The following is a 22,862-nucleotide window of genomic DNA, read 5'->3' on the forward strand; positions in this document are numbered from 1 at the left end:
CCGACGAGGCCGACGCCGGCGTGGCCGACGAGAGCGCCGAGGCCACCGCTGGCAAGGCCACCGCCGAGGAGAGCGCCGAGGCCACCGCTGACAAGGTCACCGCCGACGAGGCCGTCGCTGCCGCCGCCGAGAAGACCGACCCACCGGACGCCGTCGAAATCCCCGCACCCTCCTCGGGCCAACCCTCCGCTCCCGACGCCGGAGAGGCCGCCGCACCCGCTGTCTCCCGCCCCATCAGCCGGCGCAGCCGGACCCTCCGGGCACCCCGGACCTCCTGGTCGGCGTGGGTCAGCCGTCGGCGGCAGGCCCATCCGGCCGCGGCCCAGGCCCTCTCCGTGACCGTCACCGTGCTCGCCGCCGCCCTGGTCGTCGCCGCGCTCGTGCTGCCCAACACGGTCGTCGGGCTGGGGCCGTCGAAGTTCACGCGGATACCCGCGGAGGGGGTCATCGGGGCGGCCGTGATGCTCGCGCTGCCGCGCCGGCCGCGGATCGTGCTGGCTGCCGTGTCCGGGGTCGCGCTGGCCGCGCTGACCGTGCTGAACCTGCTCGACATGGGCTTCAACCAGTATCTGGGCCGCGGTTTCAACCCCGTTCTGGACTGGAGCCTGCTCGGCGACGCCCAGTCGTATCTGGAGGACTCGCTCGGCCGCACCGCCACCCTCGCCGCGACGGCCGGTGTGATCGCCCTGGTCCTGCTGCTGTTCGTGCTGCTGGCGCTGTCGACCGTCCGGCTGAGCAACCTGCTGGCCCGGCACCCCGGCACGGCGACCCGGGGCACCCTGATCGCCGGTGTCGTCTGGATCACCTGCTCCTCCCTCGGCCTCCAGGTCTTCGGTGTGCCCATCGCCTCCGACCGCACCGCCACCGCGCTGAAATGGCAGGTCCGGCAGGCGCGGAACACCCTGCGGGACGAGGCGGAGTTCCAGAAGGTGGCCAAGGTGGACGCGTTCGGGAACACCCCGGGCAGCCAGCTGGTCCCCGACCTGCGCGGCAAGGACATGATCTTCACGTTCATCGAGAGCTACGGCCGCAGCGCGATCGAGGACCCGATCATGGCGCCCGGCGTCGACAAGACCCTGGCTGAGCGCACCGAGGCACTGGCGAAGGCCGGCTACCACGCCAAGAGCGGCTGGCTGACCTCGGCGACCTACGGCGGCAGCAGCTGGCTCGGCCACTCCACCACGATGTCGGGCCTGTGGATCAGCAACCAGCAGCGCTACCGCACCGTCATGGCGAGCGACCACCTCAGTCTGACCGACGCGTTCAAGAAGACCGGCGCCTTCGACACGGTCGGCGTCATGCCGGGCGTGCAGAAGGGCTGGCCGGAGCAGAAGTACTACGGCCTGGACAAGGTCTACAACGCCTTCCAACTCGGCTACAAGGGACCGAAGTTCAGCTGGTCCACGATGCCGGACCAGTATGCGCTGGAGCAGTTCCAGCAGCGGGTGCACAGCAAGCAGCCCGCCGACGGCAAGGATCTGATGTCGTTCCTGATCCTGACGTCGAGCCACCAGCCGTGGGCGCCCATTCCGAAGATGGTCGGCTGGGACCAGCTGGGGGACGGCTCCGTCTTCAAGGGCATCGAGGCGGCGGGCAACAAGCCGACCGACGTCATCGCCGACACCACCAAGTCCCGCCAGGAGTACGGCAAGTCGATCCAGTACTCCGTGACCGCCCTGACCCAGTGGCTGGAGCGCTACGGCAAGGACAACACCGTGCTCGTCTTCCTCGGCGACCACCAGCCCATCGCCCGTGTCAGCGGCAACCACGCCAGCCGTGACGTACCGATCTCGATCGTCGCGAAGGATCCGAAGGTCCTCGACAAGATCGCCGGATGGGGCTGGACGGACGGCCTGCGCCCCGCCCACAACGCACCGGTATGGAAGATGAGTTCGTTCCGCGACCGATTCCTCACGGCATACGGATCCACCAAGCACCCGAAGAAGGGCTGACCCGACCACCCCCACCACCAGGGTCCGCCCCGAACGCCGACATCACCACCGGCCCCCGGGACGGACCCTCACGTTCGGCGTCACCGGCCGGGCCCGGCACAGACCCCCCACGGCCGGCGCCACCACCACGCACCGGGCCAGCTCCCCACGTCCGGCGCCACCGACGGGGCCGTGACGAACCTCGCGTCCGGCGTCATCGGCGTCATCGGCGTCATCGGCGTCATCGGCGTCATCGGCGTCATCGGCGGGGCAACGTGGCAGACCTCGCGTCCGGCGTCACCGACGGGGCAACGTGGCGGACCTCGCGTCCGGCATCAGCCGCCGGGATGCGGGGCGGACCCCCGTGTGCGGCGTCGTCGGTGGGGTCCGGGGCGGAGCCCCGTGGCGGGCGGTTTCCGGCCGGCCGAGTCGGGTGGGCGGCTGGGCCGGCGGGAAACGGCTCAGCCCCCGGACGTGTCCAGCTCCGCGTCCTCGCTGACGCCCGCACAGTCGTAGGGATCCTTCAGCCAGCCGTCCGGCAGCACCACCCGGTTGTTGCCGGACGTACGGCCGCGCGGCCCGTCGGCACCGGTGGGCCAGGGCTGGTCGAGGTCCAGTTCGTCGAGCCCCGCCCGCAGTTCCTCCAGCGAGGACGTGATCGCGAGCCGCTTGCGCATCTCGGAGCCGACCGCGAAGCCCTTCAGGTACCAGGCGACGTGCTTGCGGAAGTCGATGACACCGCGGGACTCGTCGCCGATCCATTCGCCGAGCAGGGTGGCGTGCCGGACCATCACGTCGGCGACCTCGCGCAGCGTGGGCGAGGCGGTGCGTCCGCCGGCGCCTCCGGCACCGTCCTGCGCACGCCCCTCGAAGGCCGCCACCAGGTCCGCGAACAGCCATGGCCGCCCCAGGCAGCCGCGGCCCACGACCACGCCGTCGCAGCCGGTCTCCCGCACCATCCGCAGCGCGTCCTCGGCCGACCAGATGTCGCCGTTGCCGAGCACGGGGATCTCCGGCACATGCTCCTTGAGGCGGGCGATGGCGTCCCAGTCGGCGGTGCCGCCGTAGTGCTGGGCGGCCGTACGGCCGTGCAGCGCGATCGCCGTGACGCCCTCCTCGACGGCGATGCGGCCGGCGTCCAGGTAGGTGATGTGGTCGTCGTCGATGCCCTTGCGCATCTTCATCGTCACCGGGAGGTCACCGGCGCCGGAGACCGCCTCGCGCAGGATCGCGCGCAGCAGGTTCCGCTTGTACGGGAGGGCCGAGCCGCCGCCCTTCCGCGTGACCTTCGGGACCGGGCAGCCGAAGTTCAGGTCGATGTGGTCGGCCAGGTCCTCCTCCGCGATCATGCGGACGGCCTTGCCGACGGTCGCCGGGTCGACGCCGTACAGCTGGATCGAACGCGGCGTCTCCGTCGCGTCGAAGTGGATCAGCTGCATGGTCTTCTCGTTGCGCTCGACCAGCGCACGGGTCGTGATCATCTCGCTGACGAACAGGCCCTTGCCCCCGCTGAACTCCCGGCACAGGGTGCGGAAGGGCGCGTTGGTGATCCCCGCCATGGGGGCGAGCACGACGGGCGGCACCACGGCGTGCGGGCCGATGGAGAGCGGCTGGGTCATCACAGGACTCCGGGGCGGATGTACGACAGGAGGCAAGGAACCATTGTCCCTCACCTCTCGGGCAGCTCCGCCAGCCGCTCCAGCCGCTCCTCGCCGTCCTCGTCGGCGGGGACGTGGGCGACCACCCGGTGGGCCGGTGCCTGCGGGGCCGGCCACATGGTGCGGTGCTCCAGCCGGATGAGGCCGACCGCCGGGTGCCGGTAGCGCTTGACGCGCGGGGACATGCGGGACGCCCTCGCGGTGGTGCCGGCGGTGCAGGCGGCGGGGCTGGCGGGGCTCGGGGCGGTGGGTTTGCGATTGCCGTGACCATGTAATAGTCATTAGTTAGACGCACTATTGAAATAGGCCTAGGATGGAACGCATGCCCGAGCTGAGCCCCCGCCGACGCATGCTCGTACTCGCGATCTGCTGCATGAGCCTGCTCATCGTGAGCCTCGACAACACCGTGCTGAACGTCGCGCTGCCCTCGATGCAGCGCGAGTTGCACGCCACCACCTCCGGTCTGCAGTGGACGATCGACGCGTACACGCTGGTGCTGGCCTCGCTGCTGATGCTGGCCGGCTCGACGGCCGACCGGATCGGCCGCAAGCGTGTCTTCATGGCAGGTCTGGTCGTCTTCTCGATCGGCTCGCTGCTGTGCTCGCTGGCGCCCAGCCTGGATCTGCTGATCGTCTTCCGCATGGTCCAGGCGGTGGGCGGTTCGATGCTCAACCCGGTCGCGATGTCGATCATCACCAACACCTTCACCGACTCGCGCGAGCGGGCCCGCGCGATCGGCGTCTGGGGTGCGGTGGTCGGCATCTCCATGGCCGCCGGCCCACTCGTCGGCGGCCTGCTGGTGGATTCGGTCGGCTGGCGTTCGATCTTCTGGATCAACCTCCCGGTCGGCCTCGCGGCCCTGCTGCTCACCCTGCGCTTCGTCCCCGAGTCCCGCGCGCCCAAGGCCCGCAGGCCCGACCCGGTGGGCCAGGTGCTGGTGATCGCCCTGTTCGGCTCGCTGACCTACGCGATCATCCAGGCGCCGGACTCGGGGCCCGGCACGGTCCTTCCCTTCGCCGCGGTGGCGTGCGCCGCCCTGCTGGGCCTGCTCTGGTACGAGCCCCGGCGCGACGAACCCCTCATCGACCTGCGCTTCTTCCGGTCCGCGCCGTTCAGCGGGGCGACCGTCATAGCGATCAGTGCCTTCGCCGCGCTGGGCGGCTTCCTGTTCCTGTCCACGCTGTACCTGCAGAACGTGCGCGGTCTCGACGCCCGGCACGCGGGCCTGTGGATGCTGCCGATGGCCGTGCCGACGTTCCTGTGCGCCCCGCTGTCCGGGCGGCTGGTGGGCAGCCGCGGGCCGCGGCTGCCGCTGCTGGTGGCCGGTACCGCGATGACCGCGAGCGCGGTGCTGTTCGCGGCCTTCGAGGCGGAGACGTCGAACGTCACGCTGTTCGCCGGCTATGTGCTGTTCGGCATCGGCTTCGGGTTCGTGAACGCTCCGATCACGAACACGGCGGTGTCGGGGATGCCGAGGGCGCAGGCCGGGGTCGCGGCCGCCGTCGCCTCCACGAGCAGGCAGTTGGGGCAGACGCTGGGCGTGGCGATCGTGGGGGCCGTGCTCGCCTCCGGGGTGGGATCGTCGTCGTACAAGGACGCGTTCGTGTCGGCCGCCCGGCCCGGGTGGTGGATCCTCACGGGGTGCGGGCTGGCCGTGCTGGTCCTCGGGGCACTGACCAGCGGGCGGTGGGCTCGCCGGACTGCCGAACGTACGGCGGAGAGCCTCTCGTCGGCCGAGGTGCGCGAGGTCGTGAGGGCCTCCTGAGCGCGGCCCGGCGTCCGTCCGGCGCGTGGACGGCTGCCTGACGCGCGGCAGTCGCGCCTCGCGCCACCAGACCCTGCCGGAGCCCACCGCGCCCGTCCGGTCGTCACGGCCCGGCACGCCCGGCACGACCGCGACGCCGCCCACCACCGGCTCCGCAACCCGGTCACCGGTACCCTCGTCCGCGCCTCGCGGGCCCCGGCGCGGGCACGACCGCCGTGCTTCCGCAGCCGGCCGACGGCACACCGGACGCGTCCTCAGACCGGCCGGCTCTCCCGTGCCTTCACCTGCGCCAGCTCCTGCAGCCTCTCCAGGCGCCGGTGCGTCTCGTCGTTCGCCGGGGTGTACGTGACCATCCGCGCCCCTGCCTCCGGGCCCAGCCACAGGTCCGTGTGCTCCAGGGTCAGGTGCCCCACGTACGGATTGCGGAACTCCTTGATCTTGGTGCGGCTGCCCACGACCTCATGGCGTTCCCAGTTCTCGCGGAACTCCGGGGACTCGGCCTTCAGCCGCTTGAGCAGCATCTTCCAGGCCGGCTCGCCCAGGTGGCCGGCCATGGAGGCGCGCAGCCGGGCGGCCATCAGACGCATCGTGTCGTCCAGGTGCACGACCGCCGCGCGCCAGTCGCTGTTGGTGTGCATGAGGAGCATGCAGTTGCGGTCCTCCGGCGGGACCGCGTCCAGATCGCCCAGGAGCAGGGCGTAGGTGCGGTTGTAGGCGAGGATGTCGTACCGGCTGTTCTGGACGCAGGCCGGGACCGGCTCCAGCGCGCGGAGCATCTCGCGCAGGGCCGGGGTGATGCCGTGGCAGCTCGCGGCGGGGGTCGGATCGGTGGCCGAGGCCAGCCGGAAGAGGTGCGCGCGCTCGCTGGCGTCCAGCATCAGCGTGCGGGCGAGGGCGTCCAGGACCTGCACGGAGACCTGGATGTCGCGGGCCTGTTCGAGCCAGGTGTACCAGGTGACGCCGACCGCCGAGAGCTGGGCGACCTCCTCGCGGCGCAGCCCCGGTGTGCGCCGCCGGACGCCCCGCACCAGACCCACCTGCTCGGGCGCGATCCGCTCGCGGCGGCTGCGCAGAAAGGCGGCCAGCTCGTGCCGCCGGATCTCCGAGCCCCGTGTCACCGGGGCTGTGGTCTCCTGGGCCGTCGTCGTCATGCATTCCAGGATGCCGCCACGCCGATCCTGTTTCCAGGTGGTTCTTGTACCAGGATGAGGACACTCTGGTACCACTCTGGGAGCGGGCGCAGGCTCGGGGGCATGACACAGATCGTCACGACTCCTGCCGTCCGTGCCCCGGCGGCGGCGCCCGTGCTGAGCGGTCCGGGGCTGTTCACCGTTCTGCTGGCCGCGGCGCTGCCGCTGGTCGACTTCTTCATCGTCAATGTCGCGCTGCCGACCATCGGTGCCGATCTCGCCGCGGGCGAGGCCGTGCTGGAGCTGGTCGTGGCCGGGTACGGGGTCGCCTACGCCGTGCTGCTCGTGCTCGGCGGACGGCTCGGGGACCTGTTCGGGCGCCGCCGGATGTTCCTCGGCGGTATGGCCGCCTTCGGGGTGACCTCGCTCGCCTGCGGCCTGGCCCCGAGTGCCTGGACCCTGGTCGCGGCCAGGGTCGTGCAGGGCGCGTCGGCCGCGGCCATGCTGCCGCAGGTGCTCGCGACCATCCAGGCCGCCACGAGCGGCACCCGCCGGGCCCGGGCCATGAGCCTGTACGGCGCGACGGCCGGGCTGTCCATGGTGGCGGGGCAGATCCTGGGCGGTGTGCTGGTCGCCGCCGATCTGGCCGGCAGCGGCTGGCGGGCGATCTTCCTCGTCAATGTGCCGGTCGTCCTGGTGGGGCTGGTGCTGGCCGTGCGGTTCGTGCCGGAGACCCGCTCGCACCGCCCGGAGCCCGTCGACGGGCCCGGCACGGTGCTGCTCGCGGCGTCCCTGCTGACGCTGCTCGCCCCGCTCACCGAGGGCCGCGCGGCGGGCTGGCCGCTGTGGACGTGGCTGTCGCTGGCCGCGTTCCCGCTCGTCGCGGGCGCCTTCTACGCGGTGGAGCGCCGGGCGGACCGGCAGGGGCGGACCCCGCTGGTGCCGCCGAGTCTGTTCGCGGTGGCGTCGCTGCGGCGGGGTCTGGTGCTGATGCTGCCGTTCTCGATCGGCTTCAGCGGGTTCATGTTCGTGATCGCGCTGGTGCTGCAGCGGGGTGCCGGGCTCGGGCCGGTGCCCGCGGGGCTCGCCCTGGCGCCGATGGCCGTCGCGTTCCTCTTCGTCTCCCTCGCCGGACCGCGGCTGATCGCCCGGTACGGCACCCGGGTGATCACCGTCGGGTCCGTGCTGCAGGGCGTGGGCGTCCTGCTGGTCGTCCTGGCCGCCTGGCGGGACTGGCCGCACCTGGGCTTCGGCTCGCTGCTGCCGGGCGCGGCCGTCGCCGGGGCCGGACAGGCGCTGCAGCTCCCCAATCTGATGCGGATCGTGATGTCCGAGGTGCCGCCGGCCCGGGCGGGCGTCGGCAGCGGTGTGATGGTCACCACCCAGCAGTCCGCGCTCACCCTGGGCGTGGCCACCCTCGGCACCCTCTTCCTCTCCCTCGTCCCGCACCAGGGCATGCGGAATGCGCTGGTCATCACGCTGCTGGTGCAGCTGGCCGGGATCGTCCTGACCGGGCTGCTGAGCCTGCGGCTGCCCCGCTCGGTCGGCTGAGCCGAGGGCACGGCTTGGCCAACACGCCGTGAACGACCCCCGTTGATGTTCGTCCTGCTGCACACTCCTTGCGGTCGGGTGTGCCGGACGCGGGGAGGCGTCATGCCGCAGGACAACAGCACGAGCAAGGTCAGCCGCTGGGACGGGCACGGCCGGGAGCACGTGGTCCGGGTGCAGCGCAAGGGCGTGCAGCGCACGATCAGATGCGACACCTGCGGCTGGCGCAAGGGGGCCCAGTTCCTGCCCTGGCTGAAGGCCGAGGAGCATCTGGCCGAGGCCCATCAGGCGACGGTGGATCCGGCGGGTACCCGGCAGCCGTCCCGCTGAGGGCGGACGGGGCACGCGCGGTACGCGGTCCGAAGCCCGCTCACCCGCGCCGACCTGGGGTTTCCGTCGGTTCAGGGGGCTCGTGCGAGCTGCCTCGAGTGGCCGCGGCCGTGACCGGGCGCCAGCCTGGGAAGGTCCATCGAGCGACAGGACGGGAGACCCACATGACCTCCGTACTCCGCCACCACTGCCTCCGTGCGCTCGGCGCCGGTGCCCTGTCCGTGGCGCTGCTCTCCGGCGGGACGGCCCAAGCGTTCGCCGTCGGCCCGAGCCCGGGCGCCGCCTCGATCACCGTCAAGGCCGACAAGAAGTCGGTGAAGGCCGGCGACAAGGTGGTGTTCGCCGGACGCACCAAGGGTCTGAAGATCGGCACCCCGCTGGTGCTCCAGCACGAGAAGTCCGGCAAGTGGACCGCGCTGAGGTCCACCGCCAAGGTCAAGAAGGGCAGTACGTACGCCCTGATCGGCAAGCTCAACACCAAGGGCACCGAGCATCTGCGGATCGCGAGCGCGAACTCGTCCGGAAAGGTCTACTCGCCCACGGTGACGGTCAAGGTGAACTGAGCCCGCGCACCAGCAGGTCCACGACCGCCTCGAACTCCTCCTGGATGCCGGGCTGCTGCCACTCCCGGGCGTAGCAGGGGTCGTGGAAGCGGCCGGTGGCCTGGAAGACGGCCCGGGCCGCGGCGGCCGGGTCGGGCACGGTGAAGGTGCCCGCCCCGGCTCCCGCCCCGATGATCCGGGTCAGTTGCGCGGTCAGGTCGGCGATGTGCTCGCCGACCGCCGTGACGTTCTCGTCGGTGAGCACCGTGTAGGTGGCGAACAGCTCGGGGTCGTCGCCGGCCTTGTGCCGCTTGGCCTCGAACAGGGCCGCGAGCCAGTCCCGCAGCCGCTGCTCGGGAGTGCCGTCCCCGGTGACGATGACGGCGAGCCTGTCCGACGTCCGGTCCAGCCACCGCTTGGTCACCGCCTCGCGCAGCACCGCCTTGGTGCGGAAGTGCCGGTAGACGCTGCCGTGGCTGACGCCGAGCGCGCGGGCCACGTCGACCACGGTGGCCTTGGCCGGGCCGTGGCGGCGCAGCACCTCCTCGGTCGCTGCGAGGATGCGCTCGGCGGTCAGGGTCTCGGTGGGCGGTGCCATGCCCTAGACCGTACCCGGCGTCATGATCGGCGCTCGCTGTCGAGGTGTGCCATCTGCGCGGTCGGGTAGCGGTCGCCGGCCGCGGCGTCGGCCGGTACGGCCTCCTCGATCGCCGCCAGGTCGGCCGCGTCCAGGGTCACGTCCAGCGCGCCCAGCGACTCGCCCAGCCGCTCGCGGGTGCGCGCACCGACGAGCGGGACGATGTCCTCGCCGCGGGAGAGCACCCAGGCGATGGCGGTCTGCGCGACGCTGGCGCCCTTCTCCTCGGCGATCTTGCGGAGCGCGTCGACGAGGTCGAGGTTGCGCTGGAGGTTGTCGCCCTGGAAGCGGGGCGAGTGGGCGCGGAAGTCGTTCGCGGCGAGCTGCCGGTCGCGGGCGAAGTGCCCGGAGATCAGGCCACGCGAGAGGACGCCGTACGCGGTGATGGAGATGCCCAGCTCCCGGGTGGTCGGCAGGATGGCCTGCTCGATGCCGCGGGAGATGAGCGAGTACTCGATCTGGAGGTCGGCGATGGGCGCCGTGGCGGCGGCCCGGCGGACGGTCTCGGCGCCGACCTCGCTCAGGCCGATGTGCCGTACGTACCCCTTCTCGATCAGTTCGGCGATGGCGCCGACGGTCTCCTCGACCGGTACGTCCGGGTCGAGGCGGGCGATCCGGTAGACGTCGATGTGGTCGACGCCGAGGCGCTGCAGGGAGTAGGCGGCGAAGTTCTTCACGGCGGCGGGGCGGCCGTCGTAGCCGCTCCAGCCGCCGTCGGGGTCGCGCAGGGCGCCGAACTTCACGCTGACCAGCGCCTGTTCGCGGCGGGTGGCGGGCGCGGTGCGCAGGGCCTCGCCGAGCAGCATCTCGTTGTGGCCCATGGCGTAGAAGTCGCCGGTGTCCAGCAGGGTCACGCCGGCCTCCAGGGCGGCGTGGACGGTCGCGATGGACTCGGCGCGGTCGGCGTCGCCGTACAGCGCGGACATGCCCATGCAGCCGAGGCCGAGGGCGGAGACCTGGGGGCCGGTGGTTCCGAGGGTTCGGGTGTGCATCGTCATGTCCTTCACTCTGCCATGACAGCTGACAGATTTCAATATCTGTCATTCCATACTTGTCACCCCCCTCACGCTCACCACCACGCCCCCTCGTGACGACTTGGTCCAGACCTATTGACGAGAGGTCTGGACCACATGCACTGTCATGGAACCGCACTGTCATGCCTACGACACCTCACCGCACCCCCACCGGGAGGCTCCGCATGCTCCGCCGCACCCTGCGCCTGCTCACGGCCGCACTCACCACGGCCGTTCTCGCCCCGCTCGCGATCGCCACCGCCCCCACCGCATCCGCCGCCGACACCTGCGCCGTGAAGTCACGGCCGGCCGGCAAGGTCCTCCAGGGCTACTGGGAGAACTGGGACGGCTCCGCCAACGGCGTCCACCCGCCCTTCGGCTGGACCCCGATCACCGACTCCCGCATCCCCGCACACGGCTACAACGTGATCAACGCGGCCTTCCCGGTCATCCGCTCGGACGGCACGGCCCTGTGGGAGGACGGCATGGACAGCGGCGTGAAGGTGGCCACGCCCGCCGAGATGTGCGCGGCCAAGGCGTCCGGCCGGACGATCCTGCTCTCCATCGGCGGTGCCTCGGCCGGCATCGACCTGAACTCCGCCGCCGTGGCCGACCGGTTCGTGGCGACCATCGTCCCGATCCTGAAGAAGTACAACTTCGACGGCATCGACATCGACATCGAGACCGGCCTCACCAACAGCGGCAACATCGCCCAGCTGTCCACGTCCCAGGCCAACCTGATCCGCATCATCGACGGCATCCTCGCCCAGATGCCGTCCGGCTTCGGCCTGACGATGGCCCCGGAGACCGCGTACGTCACCGGCGGCAGCATCACCTACGGCTCGATCTGGGGCGCCTACCTGCCCGTCATCAAGAAGTACGCGGACAACGGCCGGCTGTGGTGGCTGAACATGCAGTACTACAACGGCAGCATGTACGGCTGCTCCGGCGACTCCTACTCGGCCGGCACGGTGCAGGGCTTCACCGCACAGACCGACTGCCTCGACAAGGGCCTGGTGGTGCAGGGCACGACGATCAGGGTGCCGTACGACAAGCAGGTACCGGGCCTGCCCGCCCAACCGGGCGCGGGCGGCGGCTACATGTCACCGTCCCTCGTCTCCCAGGCCTGGAAGCACTACGGCAGCTCGCTCAAGGGGCTGATGACCTGGTCGCTCAACTGGGACGGCTCGAAGAACTGGACCTTCGGCGACAACGTGAAGGCACTTCAGGGCCGCTGAACACCGCCCCTGCGCCGGCCGGCCCCCGCGGGGGACCGACTTCCGGCGGGAACCGGCCAGTTGACCGGCGACGTCACCGGCGAAGTGACCCGGCCGGCCGACCGGCCCGGCCGACCGGCTCCGACGGGATCGCCACCTTCAGCCTTCGACACGGTGACGTCGAAGCTCGACGAGGCCTGCGGCCACGCGGCACTCCACGTGGACCCGGACCTGTAACCAAAACGCCCACCCACCGGCCGACCGAGCCGAACCGGGGACGGACCTGGACCGCAGGACGGGCCCGGGCCTACAACCAAAACGCCCACCCTCCGGCCGACCGAGTCGGGTGGGAGGGTGGGCGAAAGAGACCGGGGGTCCGGGGGCGGAGCCCCCGGACTGCGGCCGCAGCGGACCTCAGCAGCCCAGCAGGCGGCTGGCCAGGTACCCCTCGATCTGGTCCAGCGACACCCGCTCCTGCTTCATCGAGTCCCGCTCACGGACGGTGACGGCGTTGTCCTCGAGCGTGTCGAAGTCGACGGTCACGCAGTACGGCGTACCGATCTCGTCCTGGCGACGGTAACGACGGCCGATGGCACCGGCGTCGTCGAACTCGATGTTCCAGTTCTGGCGCAGCGCCTGGGCGAGCCCCTTGGCCTTCGGGGACAGCTCGGGGTTGCGGGACAGCGGCAGCACCGCGACCTTCACCGGGGCCAGGCGGTGGTCCAGGCGCAGCACCGTCCGCTTCTCCATCTTGCCCTTGGCGTTCGGCGCCTCGTCCTCGACGTACGCGTCGAGCAGGAAGGCCAGCATGGTGCGGCCGACACCGGCCGCGGGCTCGATGACGTACGGCGTCCAGCGCTCGCCGGCCTCCTGGTCGAAGTAGGAGAGGTCCTGGCCGGAGGCCTTGGAGTGGGCGCCGAGGTCGTAGTCGGTGCGGTTGGCGACACCTTCCAGCTCACCCCACTCGCTGCCGCCGAACTGGAAGCGGTACTCGATGTCGGCGGTGCGCTTGGAGTAGTGGGAGAGCTTCTCCTGCGGGTGGTCGTACCAGCGCATGTTCTCCTCGCGGAGACCCAGGCCGGTGTACCAGTTCCAGCGCTGCTCCATCCAGTACTCCTGCCACTTCTCGTCCTCGCCCGGCTTGACGAAGAACTCCATCTCCATCTGCTCGAACTCGCGGGTGCGGAAGATGAAGTTGCCGGGCGTGATCTCGTTGCGGAAGGACTTGCCCATCTGCGCGATGCCGAACGGCGGCTTGCGGCGCGAGGTGGTCTGCACCTGGGCGAAGTTGGTGAAGATGCCCTGGGCGGTCTCGGGGCGCAGGTAGGCGACGGAGCCGGAGTCCTGGGTCGGGCCGAGGTGGGTGGAGAGCAGACCCGAGAACTGCTTGGGCTCGGTGAACTGGCCCTTGTTGCCGCAGTTCGGGCAGTTGATGTCGGCCAGGCCGTTCTCCGGGGCGCGGCCCTTCTTCTCCTCGTAGGCCTCTTCCAGGTGGTCGGCACGGAACCGCTTGTGACACGCGGTGCACTCGGTCAGCGGGTCCGTGAAGGTGGCGACGTGACCGGAGGCGACCCAGACCTCGGAGGCCAGGATGACGGACGAGTCGATACCGACGACGTCCTCGCGCGACGTCACCATGTAGCGCCACCACTGACGCTTGATGTTCTCCTTGAGCTCGACACCCAGCGGTCCGTAGTCCCAGGCGGCGCGCTGACCGCCGTAGATCTCACTGCAGGGGAAAACGAAGCCACGGCGCTTGCTCAGGCTGACGATGGTGTCGATCTTGTCGGCGGCCACGGTGCTCTCTTCATTACGTCGACGGGCGTTGAAGCGAGATGCTTCCAGCGAATGATTCAGGTTACCGGCGCAGGCTCCCCCACGACCAAATCGGCCCCCCTGTTCCGCGGCTCTCACCAGCCTTGTTGACAACGGTTTCCATTTTTGTTGAAAATGACTGTCATGAACGTACGACGACGCCTCATACCCGTGGCCGCTGCCACCGCGGTCACCGCCCTCGGGCTCGGCTCCCTCACCGCCTGTTCCAGTGACTCCGCCGCGGCGGCCAACACCAGCAAGTTCGACGTCGTCGCATCGTTCTATCCGCTGGCCTACCTCGCCGAGCAGATCGGCGGCAGCCACGTCCACGTCACCACGCTCACCTCCCCCGGCCAGGAGCCGCACGACCTGGAGATCAGCCCGCAGCAGATCGCCGGGCTGCAGAACTCCGACGCGGTCCTGTACCTGAAGCACCTCCAGCCCTCCGTCGACGACGCGGTGGCCCAGTCCCCGGTCAGGACGAAGATCGACGCGGCCTCCCTGACCACGCTGGAGGAGCACGGCAACGAGGTCGGCGGCCACGCGGCCGCGCACGACGAGCACCAGGGCGAGGAGCCCGGCGGCAAGGACCCGCACATCTGGCTCGACCCGGTGCGCTACGCCCAGGTCGCCGAGGGCGTCGGCAAGGCCTTCGAGAAGGCCGACCCGGACCACGCGGCCGACTACCGGAAGAACACCGCGGCCCTGGTGAAGAAGCTGGACGGCCTGAACACGCAGTTCAAGGACGGCCTCGCGGACACCAGGACCAAGGTCTTCATCACCACGCACGCCGCCTTCGGCTACCTCGCCGAGCGCTACGGCCTCACCGAGGAGGCGATCAACGGCCTCGACCCCGAGTCCGAGCCCAGCGCCGCGCGCGTGAAGGACCTGGAGAACCTGGCCAAGGCCGACGGCGTCACCACCGTCTTCTACGAGACGCTGGTCAGCGACAAGACCGCGAAGACGATCGCGGGCGACTCGGGTCTGAAGACGGACGTCCTCGACCCGCTCGAGGGCATCACGCCGAAGTCCCGGGGCAAGGACTACTTCTCGGTCCAGGAGGCCAATCTCAAGGCGCTCCAGCAGGCACTGGGGGCCAAGTGACCGGCACGGAGGACGACACCATGGGCGAGCCCGTCATAGCCATGCGCGCGGTGAGCGCGGAACTCGGCTCGCGCCCGGTCCTGCGCGGCATCGACCTCACCGTGCGCGGCGGCGAGGTCGTCGCGCTGCTCGGCGCGAACGGTTCCGGCAAGTCGACGGCCGTGCGCAGCATCATCGGCCAGGTACCGGTGAACGGCGGCACGATCGAGCTGTTCGGCACCCCGCGCCGCGCCTTCAGGGACTGGGCGCGCGTGGGATACGTACCCCAGCGCACCTCGGCCGCGGGCGGGGTCCCCACCACCGTGACCGAGCTGGTCTCCTCGGGCCGCCTGGCCCGCACCCGCTTCGGCCTCTTCCGCAGGGCGGACCGCGAGGCCGTCCGGCACGCCCTGGAGCTGGTCGGCATGGCGGACCGGGCCAAGGACTCGGTGACCGCGCTCTCCGGCGGCCAGCACCAGCGGGTGCTGATCGCCCGCGCCCTGGTCGCCGAACCCGAGCTGCTGATCATGGACGAGCCGATGGCGGGCGTCGACCTGGCCAGCCAGGAGGTGCTCGCCCGCACTCTCCGCGAGCAGGTCGCGGCCGGTACGACGGTCCTGCTCGTGCTCCACGAACTGGGCCCGCTGGAGCCGCTGATCGATCGCGCGGTCGTACTGCGCGACGGCTGTGTGGTGCACGACGGCCCGCCCCCGCAGGCGGTCGGCCAGCATGCGCTGCCCGGCCATGACCACGTACACCCGCACGCACCCGCGGGCGCCGAACCGATCCGCACGGGACTGCTGAGCTGATGGACCTCCTGAACTACGCCTTCATGCAGCGGGCGCTCATCGCGGCCGTCCTGGTCGGCATCACCGCGCCCGCGATCGGGATCTACCTGGTCCAGCGCCGCCAGCCCCTGATGGGCGACGGCATCGGGCACGTGGCGATGACCGGCGTCGGCCTGGGCTTCCTGCTGCACGCCTCGCCGGTGTGGATGGCCACGGCCGTCTCCGCGCTCGGCTCGGTGCTGATGGAACTGATCCGCTGGTACGGCAGGACGCGCGGCGACATCGCCCTCGCGATGCTCTTCTACGGCGGTATGGCCGGCGGCGTGATGTTCGTCAACATCGCGCCGGGCGGCTCCAACGCGAACCTCATGTCGTACCTGTTCGGCTCGCTGTCGACGGTGGCCCCGTCGGACGTCACCGCCATCATGATCCTGTCGGCCTTCGTGGTCGCCGTCACCCTGGGCCTGCGCCGCCAGCTGTTCGCGGTCAGTCAGGACGAGGAGTTCGCCAGGGTCCTCGGACTGCCCGTGCGCGCCCTGAACCTGCTCGTCGCGGTCACCGCGGCGGTCACGGTGACCGTCGCCATGCGGGTGGTCGGTCTGATCCTGATCTCCGCGCTCATGGTCGTGCCCGTCGCCGCCGCGCAGCAGCTCACCCGCAGCTTCGCCGCGACCTTCGCGATCGCCGTCGCGATCGGTGTGACCGTGTCGATCGGCGGCACGGTCACCTCGTTCTACCAGGACGTTCCGCCGGGCGCGACGATCGTCCTGCTGACCATCGGCGCGTTCGTCGTCCTCACCGTCCTGGCGACTCCGCTGGCCCGCCGACGCGCCCGCGCGGCGGCCGCGGCACAGCCCGCGGGCGACCCGGCGGAGTGCTCGATCCCGGCCACGCGGGAAGCCGCGGACGAGATCGGCGTCTGACCGCGCACGGGCCGGACTGGCACAATGGCCCGGGCAGACGCGAGACGTGAGGAGTCAACCCGTGACGACCGCTGGACCGCCCGTGAAGGGCCGCGCCACCCGGCAGCGTGCCGCCGTGGCGGCGGCCCTGGACGAGGTCGACGAGTTCCGCAGCGCGCAGGAACTGCACGACATGCTCAAGCACAAGGGCGACTCGGTCGGCCTGACCACGGTCTACCGCACCCTCCAGTCCCTCGCCGACGCCGGCGAGGTCGACGTCCTGCGCACCTCCGAGGGCGAGTCCGTCTACCGCCGCTGCTCCACCGGCGAACACCACCACCACCTGGTCTGCCGCAGCTGCGGCAAGGCGGTGGAGGTCGAGGGTCCGGCGGTGGAGAAGTGGGCCGAGGCCATCGCCGCGGAGCACGGCTTCGTCAACGTGGCGCACACCGTGGAGATCTTCGGTACGTGCGCGGAGTGCGCCACCGCCGGGAACTGACGCTCAGGCCCGGGTCAGGTTGCGCTGGAGGACCTCCCGCAGCCGGTCCGCGTCGGCGGGGTTCCGCAGGCCGCGCTTGGGCAGCACGGTGAAGCAGGTGGCGTTCTTGTCGTCGCTGAAGGTGAGGAAGGCGTCCTTGGTCTCGCGGAAGCGGGGCTGGGCGGTCCAGTTGACCGACGCCGTGCTGTTGTCGGTGGCCATCGTCAGCCCGGCGTCCGTGACGGTCACGCGGTACACCCCGTTGCGGGCGGCGACCTTCATGAGCTGGCGGGCCTGCAAGCGGGGCAGGCAGAACAGCAGTGCCCCGACCAGAGGCATGTAGACCAGCATGAACCAGTCGACGTCTCCTCCGGACACCGCGATCCCGAGGCTCAGCGCCCAGGCGAGGGCCAGCAGGACGAGGGCCGCCTTCTGGACCCGCCCCGCCCGGTTGAACCGCTTGCGTTCCCGCAGTGCCCCTGCGTAATCCCCCGCGACCGGCTCGTACGCCAGCTCGACCGCGCCCTGTTCGGCGTCCCGCCCCATGTCCATGACCATGAGGCGAGATCGTACCGGCAGCTTTCAGCCACGCCCGAAGCAGCGCTCCAGCTCGTCGAGGTCGTAGAACTTGCTGCCCTTGGCGATCGGGTGGCAGCCGGCCCTGAAGGCCGTCTCCTTCTCGTTGTAGAGCATCCGGACCAGGTAGCGGCCGTTCTTCTCGTAGACGTCCCACTGGATGTTGGAGCCGAGCGGGGCCACGTCCGCGCCGCGCCAGGGGTTGTCGGCGTAGGTGTACGGCTGCTGCGCGGTGGCCGGTTCGGTGCTGCCCGGCAGTCCCATCAGCGCCGCCAGCGGAATGATCTCCTCGGCGTGGGTGAAGCGCAGTTCGGCGCCGAGGTCACTGGTGCCGTCGCGCTTCGCCTCGGCCTGCTTGAAGAAGTCGTCGAGCAGGACGCCCGCCATCTTGTAGGTGATGTCGCTGTCGGCGAAGCCGGGACCCTTCTCGTAGAAGTCCTCGACGTCGCTCAGGTACCCGAACCAGGCGGCGTCGGAACGGGAGATGTACCGCTCCATGCCCCAGCCCCCGCCCCCGGGGCTCTCCTCGCTCATGGCGGGGGCGATGGCGTACAGGTTGTAGACGGCCTGGGCGGCGGGGACCTGGTCGGCGATGCGGTCGACGAAGGCGTCCTTGAAGAGCTTGCGCAGCACGCTGCGGGCGGCCCGGTGCGTCCGGGGCTGGTCCGTGATCGACTTCAGCGTGCTCGCGAGACGCTGGTCGTTGGCGATGTAGTCGCGGTAGGCCGCGCCGCCCGCCGCCTTGTGGAAGTACAGCAGGTCCTTGTCGGTGCGGGCCGGGCCGATCAGCGGCTTCAGCGCCGGATCGGCGTCGGCGAGGGCGCCCGTGAACTCGGTGCCGCTGTCGACGGCCCGGCCCTGCCCGGAGCTGACCACGTCGATCTTCTCGCTGTCCGCGGCGATCCTCCCGAACAGCGACGGCAACCGCTGTTCCAGGCGCACGGCCGTGTCCTTCAGCTCCTGCCTGCCGCGGCCGCTGAGGTTGCCGTACCCGACCTGCGCCATGGCGGCCTGCAGGGCGCGGACCGTCGGCCCGAACTCCTGCCCCCTGCGGGTGAGTTGACCCTCGGCCTGTGCCTTGTCCCACAGGGCGAGGATCAGGTCGCCGTCCTCGCCGTCGGTGGCGGAGCGGGAGCCGTGCCGGGAGACGTTCTCCGTGAAGACGGGGGTGTAGCCGGCGGGGGGCCGCTGGTAGGTGCGGGGGCTCTGCTCGGGCGCGTAGGGCGCCTTGGTGCCGTAGGAGTCCCGGTGCGCGGGACCGTCGGCGGCGTGCGCCGGCAGCGCGGTGAGCAGCAGGGCGCCGAGGGCGAGGACCGGTGGAAGACGTCTCATGAGTCCCGCATCCTCGGCGGCCCGCGTGAACCACCGGTTGCTACGAGGTGGACTCGCCCCTGATGTCGGCCTCCATGGTGAGGAGTTCCTCGTTCGGGATCGCCCCGCCGAAGCGCCGGTCGCGGGAGGCGAACTCGATGCACGCCCGCCACAGGTCACGGCGGTCGAAGTCGGGCCAGAGCACGTCCTGGAAGACCATCTCGGCGTACGCGCTCTGCCAGAGCAGGTAGTTGGAGGTGCGCTGCTCGCCGCTGGGGCGCAGGAACAGGTCGACGTCCGGCATGTCCGGGTAGTACAGGTACTTCGCGAGGGTCTTCTCGTTGACCTTCGACGGGTCGAGGCGACCCGCCTTCACGTCCTCGGCCAGCGCCTGGGCGGCGTCGGCGATCTCGGCCCGGCCGCCGTAGTTCATGCAGAAGTAGAGGGTGAGCAGGTCGTTGCCCTTGGTCTGCTCCTGGGCGACCTGGAGCTCCTTGGCGACCGACTTCCACAGCTTGGGCATGCGGCCCACCCAGCGCACCCGGATGCCGAGGGCGTCGAGCTGGTCGCGGGTCTTGCGGATGAAGTCGCGGTTGAAGTTCATCAGGAAGCGGACCTCGTCGGGCGAGCGCTTCCAGTTCTCGGTGGAGAAGGCGTACAGGGAGATGTTGCGGACGCCGATCTCGATGGAGCCCTGGAGCACGTCGAGCACGCGCTCGGCGCCGACCTTGTGGCCCTCCGTGCGCGGCAGCCCGCGCTCCTTGGCCCAGCGGCCGTTGCCGTCCATGACGATCGCCACGTGGTTCGGAACCAGCTCGCCGGGGAGCTTGGGCGAACGGGCACCGGACGGGTGCGGCTCCGGCGCCTTGTACTCGCGCCGCTGGCGCCCCAGGATCCCGCGAACGACCATGTGCTTCTCGTCTCCCTTGCTCACTTTTCCACGTACCGGAGGGAACGCAGTCCGCGCTCCAGATGCCAGTGCAGGTAGGCGGACACGAGCCCGCTGCCCTCCCGGACGTACCGCGCCTCGCACGCGTCCGCCGTCTCCCAGTCTCCCGTAAGCAGCGCGCCCAGCAGTACCAGGGTCTGCGGGGAGGGTACGACGCTGCCCGGCACCCGGCAGTCGACGCAGACGGAGCCGCCGGAGGCGACCGAGAAGAAACGGTTGGGTCCGGGCATCCCGCACCTGGCGCAGTCGCCGAAACTGGGCGCGTAGCCGTTGACGGCGAGTGAGCGCAGCAGGAAGGCGTCCAGGACGAGGTGCGGGGCGTGCTCGCCGCGGGCGAGGGTGCGCAGGGCGCCGACCAGCAGCAGGTACTGCTGTACGGCAGGCTCGCCCTCGTGGTCGGTGAACCGCTCGGCGGTCTCCAGCATGGCGGTTCCGGCGGTGTACCGGGCGTAGTCGGCCACGATCCCGCCACCGTAGGGCGCGATGGTCTCGCTCTGTGTGCACAGCGGCAGCCCGCGCCCGATCAGCTCACTGCCCCGCGCGAAGAACTGCACGTCGACGTGGGAGAAGGGCTCCAGCCGGGCCCCGAACTTCGATTTGGTCCGCCGCACCCCGCGCGCCACGGCCCGCACCCGGCCGTGCCCTCGGGTGAGCAGCGTGATGATCCGGTCCGCTTCGCCGAGCTTCTGGGTGCGCAGGACGACACCGTCGTCCCGGAACAGACTCACAGCCGGCCCTCGCTTCCGGTCGGCCGGGGGCCCGGAGGTCGCCCCCCGGAAAGACACGGCATGATCCGGTCCGCTTCGCCGAGCTTCTGGGTGCGCAGGACGACACCGTCGTCCCGGAACAGACTCACAGCCGGCCCTCGCTTCCGGTCGGCCGGGGGCCCGGAGGTCGCCCCCCGGACAGGCACAGCATGATCCGGTCCGCTTCGCCCGGCCTCCGGGTGCGCAGCACGACGCCGTCGTCACGGAACAGACTCATGGTTCCATTCTGCCCGCCCGTGCCGCACCCCGGGGCCATCGGGGCCGCGGACCCCTCTTCAAGGCACCTCACCCCGGCTGCGCGCGTTGGCGTGGGCCGTCGCCGCGCTCAGCTTCTCGGCAGGAGTGGCCCGGCGGACGGCCTCCGGCCTGGCGTCCCATTCGCGCCCGCCGCCGAAGGGCCGCAGCTGCACATACGGCCCTTCGTACCCCATGACGATGCCGAGGCGTCCGGTACGGGTGTCGACGGCACAGGAGCCGACCGGGAGTTTCATCGCGTCCACCTCCGGTGGCTCCCCTGCCCCCGGCAATTTCACGCTTCGCATGCCACTGGTGGCCCAGCGTGCCTAAACTCGGCGCGGACTCTGCCCGCACGTCCGGTCGCAGAGCTGCGCCAACTCATGCCCGCGCACTGCCATTTCGTCCCGCCATTGGTGCGACCTGTGGCGGCTACGCCATTCGTGTGTGATCTCTTGACCGCCCCCACGGGCCCTCCTATGGTCGCGCTGAGCGACCGGACGTAGGACGTCGTACCTCCCCCCTCCCCTCCCCGACCTCGCTGGAGGATCCGTGCGCGACGACGTGACCCACGACGTGCCGGCACCGCGCCGCCGCTCGTTCCTGACGTACACGGGGGCGCTGGGCGTGGCCGCCGTCCTTCCGCCGGCGCTGGCGGGCTGCTCCGCCGGTCCGGAGTCCACGAACGACACCGGCGGCGGGGGCAGCGGCAAGGACCGCACGCTGACCGCGGTGATCGGGTACGGAAACGACGGCAGCTGGGATCCGACGCAGACGGCGTCCGCGTTCGCCATGGCCGCCAACAACCACATCTACGAGGGACTGCTCGACACGGACCCGATCTCGCGGCTGCCCTACCCGGCGCTGGCCACCGAGGTGCCGAAGGACCAGAACGCCACGGTCTGGCGGTTCACCCTGCGCTCCGGTGCGACCTTCCACGACGGCAAACCCGTCACCGCCGACGACGTGGTCTTCGTCTTCGACCGGATCCTCGACCCGAAGACCCAGACCCTTGCCAAGGGCTTCTTCGCGAGCTGGCTGAAGGAGGCCCGCAAGGTCGACGCGCGGACCGTCGAGCTGGTCCTGAAGTTCCCCTTCCCGGACGGACTCGCCCGGCTCACGCTGGCCAAGGTCATGCCGAAGCACGTGTTCTCCCGGCCGGGCGCCTGGGACGACGCGATCAAGGGTCTGGCGGTGGGTTCGGGGCCGTACCGGCAGGCCGCGCACCACCCGAAGTCGAACACCACCTTCGAGGCGTTCGCCGGCTACAACGGGCCGCGCAAGCCCGCGTTCAAACGGATGAACTGGCTGACGATCGTGGACGCGGCACCCCGCGTGGCGAAGATCTCCGGGACCGGTGCGGGTGCGCAGATCGCCGACAACATCCCCTACGCCAACATCGCCCGCCTGGAACAGGGCGGCCTGAAGGTCGCGGGCGGGGCCGGGATGAACAACCTGTTCCTGATGTTCAACACCCGGCACAAGCCCTTCGACGACGTACGCGTGCGGCAGGCGCTGCACTACGCCATCGACACCGAGAAGATGGTGCAGGTCGCGCTGAAGGGACACGGCAGGCCGGCGTCCTCGTTCCTCAACGAGGGCAACCCCAGCTACCGGCGGGCCAGGACGGTCTACGACCACGACCCCGCGAAGGCGAGGGCCCTGCTGAAGGCCGCGGGGGTCAAGGGGCTGAAGGTCGAGATCCTCGCCGTGAACGTCAGCTGGATCGTGGACTGCCTGCCGACCATCAAGGCCTCCTGGGACGCGATCGGCGTGGAGACGACCCTGGCCCCGCAGGAGACCACGGCCGTGTTCACCAAGATGGACCAGAAGCAGGACTACCAAGTGGTGGCCGCGGCGTCCAACCCCAACCAGTTCGGGCTCGACGCCGACCTGATCATGCATTACAACTACGGGCCCGACAACCTGTGGATGGGCTACACCCGCTGGGCCGGCACCGCGGTCGCCAAGCAGCTCTTCCGGGACATGGACCGGGCGACCCGGGAACCGGACCCGCAGAAGAAGAAGACGATGATCCAGGACTACATCGACGTCGTCGCCGAGCAGGCCGTGCTCTACCCGGTCGTCCACAACGAGCTGATGACGGCCTGGGACCCGCGCAAGCTCAGCGGGATAAGGCCGCAGCCCTACCCGGGCATCAACCTCCTCCAGGCCGCGTGGACCTAGC

Annotated in this window: 23 protein-coding genes; 11 read left to right on the top strand and 12 right to left on the bottom strand. The window is 70.7% G+C overall.

What is annotated here, in order from left to right; translation table 11 throughout:
- Window positions 1-335: 335 nt before the first annotated feature.
- A complete protein-coding gene (locus tag ACZ7P3_RS08130) occupies window positions 336-1,952 on the top strand; it encodes a sulfatase-like hydrolase/transferase (protein ID WP_472080309.1) in 1,617 nt (538 codons plus the stop codon).
- Between the two features lie 440 nt (window positions 1,953-2,392).
- Here the strand turns inward: ACZ7P3_RS08130 and dusB are convergent, their stop codons facing one another.
- Together dusB and ACZ7P3_RS08140 are read right to left on the bottom strand one after the other, a co-directional pair.
- On the bottom strand, window positions 2,393-3,550 hold the full coding sequence (gene dusB, locus ACZ7P3_RS08135; RefSeq protein WP_472079836.1) for a tRNA dihydrouridine synthase DusB: 1,158 nt from the start codon (window positions 3,548-3,550) through the stop codon (window positions 2,393-2,395).
- A 50-nt stretch (window positions 3,551-3,600) separates the two neighbouring features.
- Window positions 3,601-3,774, bottom strand: coding sequence for an MmyB family transcriptional regulator (locus tag ACZ7P3_RS08140; RefSeq protein WP_472079838.1), 174 nt, complete (start codon window positions 3,772-3,774; stop codon window positions 3,601-3,603).
- A 137-nt stretch (window positions 3,775-3,911) separates the two neighbouring features.
- Between ACZ7P3_RS08140 and ACZ7P3_RS08145 the strand changes: the two genes are divergently transcribed.
- Window positions 3,912-5,354: an MFS transporter gene (locus ACZ7P3_RS08145; protein ID WP_472079840.1), complete on the top strand. Its 1,443-nt coding sequence runs from the start codon at window positions 3,912-3,914 to the stop codon at window positions 5,352-5,354.
- A gap of 254 nt (window positions 5,355-5,608) precedes the next feature.
- Here ACZ7P3_RS08145 and ACZ7P3_RS08150 read toward each other — a convergent pair whose 3' ends face one another.
- Entirely contained in the window at window positions 5,609-6,505 is an 897-nt protein-coding gene (locus ACZ7P3_RS08150) for a helix-turn-helix transcriptional regulator (protein WP_472079842.1), read from the bottom strand.
- 102 nt (window positions 6,506-6,607) lie between these two features.
- Here ACZ7P3_RS08150 and ACZ7P3_RS08155 point away from each other — a divergent pair, with 102 nt between their 5' ends.
- The 3 genes from ACZ7P3_RS08155 (at window position 6,608) to ACZ7P3_RS08165 (ending at window position 8,925) form a co-directional block, all read left to right on the top strand.
- Window positions 6,608-8,035, top strand: a complete 1,428-nt coding sequence (locus ACZ7P3_RS08155) for an MFS transporter (RefSeq protein WP_472079844.1) — start codon at window positions 6,608-6,610, stop codon at window positions 8,033-8,035.
- Window positions 8,036-8,137: 102 nt separating this feature from the next.
- Entirely contained in the window at window positions 8,138-8,362 is a 225-nt protein-coding gene (locus ACZ7P3_RS08160) for a hypothetical protein (RefSeq protein WP_472079846.1), read from the top strand.
- A gap of 164 nt (window positions 8,363-8,526) precedes the next feature.
- Window positions 8,527-8,925: a hypothetical protein gene (locus ACZ7P3_RS08165; protein WP_472079848.1), complete on the top strand. Its 399-nt coding sequence runs from the start codon at window positions 8,527-8,529 to the stop codon at window positions 8,923-8,925.
- Here the strand turns inward: ACZ7P3_RS08165 and ACZ7P3_RS08170 are convergent.
- Window positions 8,912-9,502, bottom strand: coding sequence for a TetR/AcrR family transcriptional regulator (locus ACZ7P3_RS08170; RefSeq protein ID WP_472079850.1), 591 nt, complete (start codon window positions 9,500-9,502; stop codon window positions 8,912-8,914). The genes ACZ7P3_RS08165 and ACZ7P3_RS08170 overlap by 14 nt on opposite strands.
- Before the next feature lie 20 nt (window positions 9,503-9,522).
- A complete protein-coding gene (locus tag ACZ7P3_RS08175; RefSeq protein WP_472079852.1) occupies window positions 9,523-10,539 on the bottom strand; it encodes an aldo/keto reductase in 1,017 nt (338 codons plus the stop codon).
- 200 nt (window positions 10,540-10,739) lie between these two features.
- On the opposite strand from ACZ7P3_RS08175, the gene ACZ7P3_RS08180 reads away from it, so the two are divergent.
- Window positions 10,740-11,792, top strand: a complete 1,053-nt coding sequence (locus ACZ7P3_RS08180; RefSeq protein WP_472079854.1) for a chitinase — start codon at window positions 10,740-10,742, stop codon at window positions 11,790-11,792.
- A 393-nt stretch (window positions 11,793-12,185) separates the two neighbouring features.
- Here the strand turns inward: ACZ7P3_RS08180 and ACZ7P3_RS08185 are convergent, their stop codons facing one another.
- Window positions 12,186-13,568, bottom strand: a complete 1,383-nt coding sequence (locus ACZ7P3_RS08185) for a glycine--tRNA ligase (protein WP_472079856.1) — start codon at window positions 13,566-13,568, stop codon at window positions 12,186-12,188.
- A 162-nt stretch (window positions 13,569-13,730) separates the two neighbouring features.
- On the opposite strand from ACZ7P3_RS08185, the gene ACZ7P3_RS08190 reads away from it, so the two are divergent.
- The 4 genes from ACZ7P3_RS08190 to ACZ7P3_RS08205 all read left to right on the top strand — a co-directional run bounded on the left by ACZ7P3_RS08190 (window position 13,731) and on the right by ACZ7P3_RS08205 (window position 16,858).
- Window positions 13,731-14,690, top strand: a complete 960-nt coding sequence (locus ACZ7P3_RS08190) for a metal ABC transporter substrate-binding protein (protein WP_472079858.1) — start codon at window positions 13,731-13,733, stop codon at window positions 14,688-14,690.
- A gap of 20 nt (window positions 14,691-14,710) precedes the next feature.
- Window positions 14,711-15,478: a metal ABC transporter ATP-binding protein gene (locus tag ACZ7P3_RS08195; protein ID WP_472080310.1), complete on the top strand. Its 768-nt coding sequence runs from the start codon at window positions 14,711-14,713 to the stop codon at window positions 15,476-15,478.
- Window positions 15,478-16,380 carry a metal ABC transporter permease gene (locus ACZ7P3_RS08200; RefSeq protein WP_472079860.1) on the top strand — a complete coding sequence of 301 codons (903 nt, stop codon included), beginning with the start codon at window positions 15,478-15,480 and terminating at the stop codon, window positions 16,378-16,380. Before ACZ7P3_RS08195 ends, ACZ7P3_RS08200 begins: the two co-directional genes overlap by 1 nt.
- 61 nt (window positions 16,381-16,441) lie before the next feature.
- Window positions 16,442-16,858, top strand: a complete 417-nt coding sequence (locus tag ACZ7P3_RS08205; RefSeq protein ID WP_472079862.1) for a Fur family transcriptional regulator — start codon at window positions 16,442-16,444, stop codon at window positions 16,856-16,858.
- A 3-nt stretch (window positions 16,859-16,861) separates the two neighbouring features.
- On the opposite strand, the gene ACZ7P3_RS08210 is transcribed toward ACZ7P3_RS08205, so the two are convergent.
- The 6 genes from ACZ7P3_RS08210 to ACZ7P3_RS08235 form a co-directional block, all read right to left on the bottom strand.
- Window positions 16,862-17,395: a YcxB family protein gene (locus tag ACZ7P3_RS08210; RefSeq protein WP_472079864.1), complete on the bottom strand. Its 534-nt coding sequence runs from the start codon at window positions 17,393-17,395 to the stop codon at window positions 16,862-16,864.
- Window positions 17,396-17,419: 24 nt separating this feature from the next.
- On the bottom strand, window positions 17,420-18,745 hold the full coding sequence (locus ACZ7P3_RS08215; RefSeq protein ID WP_472079866.1) for a histidine-type phosphatase: 1,326 nt from the start codon (window positions 18,743-18,745) through the stop codon (window positions 17,420-17,422).
- A 40-nt stretch (window positions 18,746-18,785) separates the two neighbouring features.
- Window positions 18,786-19,634 (bottom strand): isoprenyl transferase, encoded by an 849-nt coding sequence (locus ACZ7P3_RS08220; protein WP_472080311.1) that lies wholly within the window; start codon window positions 19,632-19,634, stop codon window positions 18,786-18,788.
- A 20-nt stretch (window positions 19,635-19,654) separates the two neighbouring features.
- On the bottom strand, window positions 19,655-20,401 hold the full coding sequence (gene recO, locus ACZ7P3_RS08225) for a DNA repair protein RecO (protein ID WP_472079868.1): 747 nt from the start codon (window positions 20,399-20,401) through the stop codon (window positions 19,655-19,657).
- A gap of 124 nt (window positions 20,402-20,525) precedes the next feature.
- Window positions 20,526-20,657: a hypothetical protein gene (locus tag ACZ7P3_RS08230; RefSeq protein WP_472079870.1), complete on the bottom strand. Its 132-nt coding sequence runs from the start codon at window positions 20,655-20,657 to the stop codon at window positions 20,526-20,528.
- A 58-nt stretch (window positions 20,658-20,715) separates the two neighbouring features.
- Window positions 20,716-20,931 (bottom strand): hypothetical protein, encoded by a 216-nt coding sequence (locus tag ACZ7P3_RS08235; protein ID WP_472079872.1) that lies wholly within the window; start codon window positions 20,929-20,931, stop codon window positions 20,716-20,718.
- Between the two features lie 295 nt (window positions 20,932-21,226).
- Between ACZ7P3_RS08235 and ACZ7P3_RS08240 the strand changes: the two genes are divergently transcribed.
- Entirely contained in the window at window positions 21,227-22,861 is a 1,635-nt protein-coding gene (locus ACZ7P3_RS08240) for an ABC transporter substrate-binding protein (RefSeq protein ID WP_472079874.1), read from the top strand.
- The last annotated feature ends 1 nt before the right edge of the window (window position 22,862 follow it).

The sequence above is a fragment of the Streptomyces sp. NPDC107581 genome (assembly GCF_055657175.1).

What these genes read in the sequence shown, in the direction of transcription:
- ACZ7P3_RS08165 (WP_472079848.1), top strand. Translation starts at nt 8,527, where the DNA reads ATGACCTCCGTACTCCGCCACCACTGCCTCCGTGCGCTCGGCGCCGGT.
- ACZ7P3_RS08200 (WP_472079860.1), top strand. Translation starts at nt 15,478, where the DNA reads ATGGACCTCCTGAACTACGCCTTCATGCAGCGGGCGCTCATCGCGGCC.
- ACZ7P3_RS08210 (WP_472079864.1), bottom strand. Translation starts at nt 17,395, where the DNA reads ATGGTCATGGACATGGGGCGGGACGCCGAACAGGGCGCGGTCGAGCTG.
- ACZ7P3_RS08145 (WP_472079840.1), top strand. Translation starts at nt 3,912, where the DNA reads ATGCCCGAGCTGAGCCCCCGCCGACGCATGCTCGTACTCGCGATCTGC.
- ACZ7P3_RS08180 (WP_472079854.1), top strand. Translation starts at nt 10,740, where the DNA reads ATGCTCCGCCGCACCCTGCGCCTGCTCACGGCCGCACTCACCACGGCC.
- ACZ7P3_RS08235 (WP_472079872.1), bottom strand. Translation starts at nt 20,931, where the DNA reads ATGAAACTCCCGGTCGGCTCCTGTGCCGTCGACACCCGTACCGGACGC.
- dusB (WP_472079836.1), bottom strand. Translation starts at nt 3,550, where the DNA reads ATGACCCAGCCGCTCTCCATCGGCCCGCACGCCGTGGTGCCGCCCGTC.
- ACZ7P3_RS08155 (WP_472079844.1), top strand. Translation starts at nt 6,608, where the DNA reads ATGACACAGATCGTCACGACTCCTGCCGTCCGTGCCCCGGCGGCGGCG.
- ACZ7P3_RS08140 (WP_472079838.1), bottom strand. Translation starts at nt 3,774, where the DNA reads ATGTCCCCGCGCGTCAAGCGCTACCGGCACCCGGCGGTCGGCCTCATC.
- ACZ7P3_RS08170 (WP_472079850.1), bottom strand. Translation starts at nt 9,502, where the DNA reads ATGGCACCGCCCACCGAGACCCTGACCGCCGAGCGCATCCTCGCAGCG.
- ACZ7P3_RS08150 (WP_472079842.1), bottom strand. Translation starts at nt 6,505, where the DNA reads ATGACGACGACGGCCCAGGAGACCACAGCCCCGGTGACACGGGGCTCG.
- ACZ7P3_RS08230 (WP_472079870.1), bottom strand. Translation starts at nt 20,657, where the DNA reads ATGAGTCTGTTCCGTGACGACGGCGTCGTGCTGCGCACCCGGAGGCCG.
- ACZ7P3_RS08190 (WP_472079858.1), top strand. Translation starts at nt 13,731, where the DNA reads ATGAACGTACGACGACGCCTCATACCCGTGGCCGCTGCCACCGCGGTC.
- ACZ7P3_RS08215 (WP_472079866.1), bottom strand. Translation starts at nt 18,745, where the DNA reads ATGAGACGTCTTCCACCGGTCCTCGCCCTCGGCGCCCTGCTGCTCACC.
- ACZ7P3_RS08160 (WP_472079846.1), top strand. Translation starts at nt 8,138, where the DNA reads ATGCCGCAGGACAACAGCACGAGCAAGGTCAGCCGCTGGGACGGGCAC.
- ACZ7P3_RS08220 (WP_472080311.1), bottom strand. Translation starts at nt 19,634, where the DNA reads ATGGTCGTTCGCGGGATCCTGGGGCGCCAGCGGCGCGAGTACAAGGCG.
- ACZ7P3_RS08195 (WP_472080310.1), top strand. Translation starts at nt 14,711, where the DNA reads ATGGGCGAGCCCGTCATAGCCATGCGCGCGGTGAGCGCGGAACTCGGC.
- ACZ7P3_RS08175 (WP_472079852.1), bottom strand. Translation starts at nt 10,539, where the DNA reads ATGACGATGCACACCCGAACCCTCGGAACCACCGGCCCCCAGGTCTCC.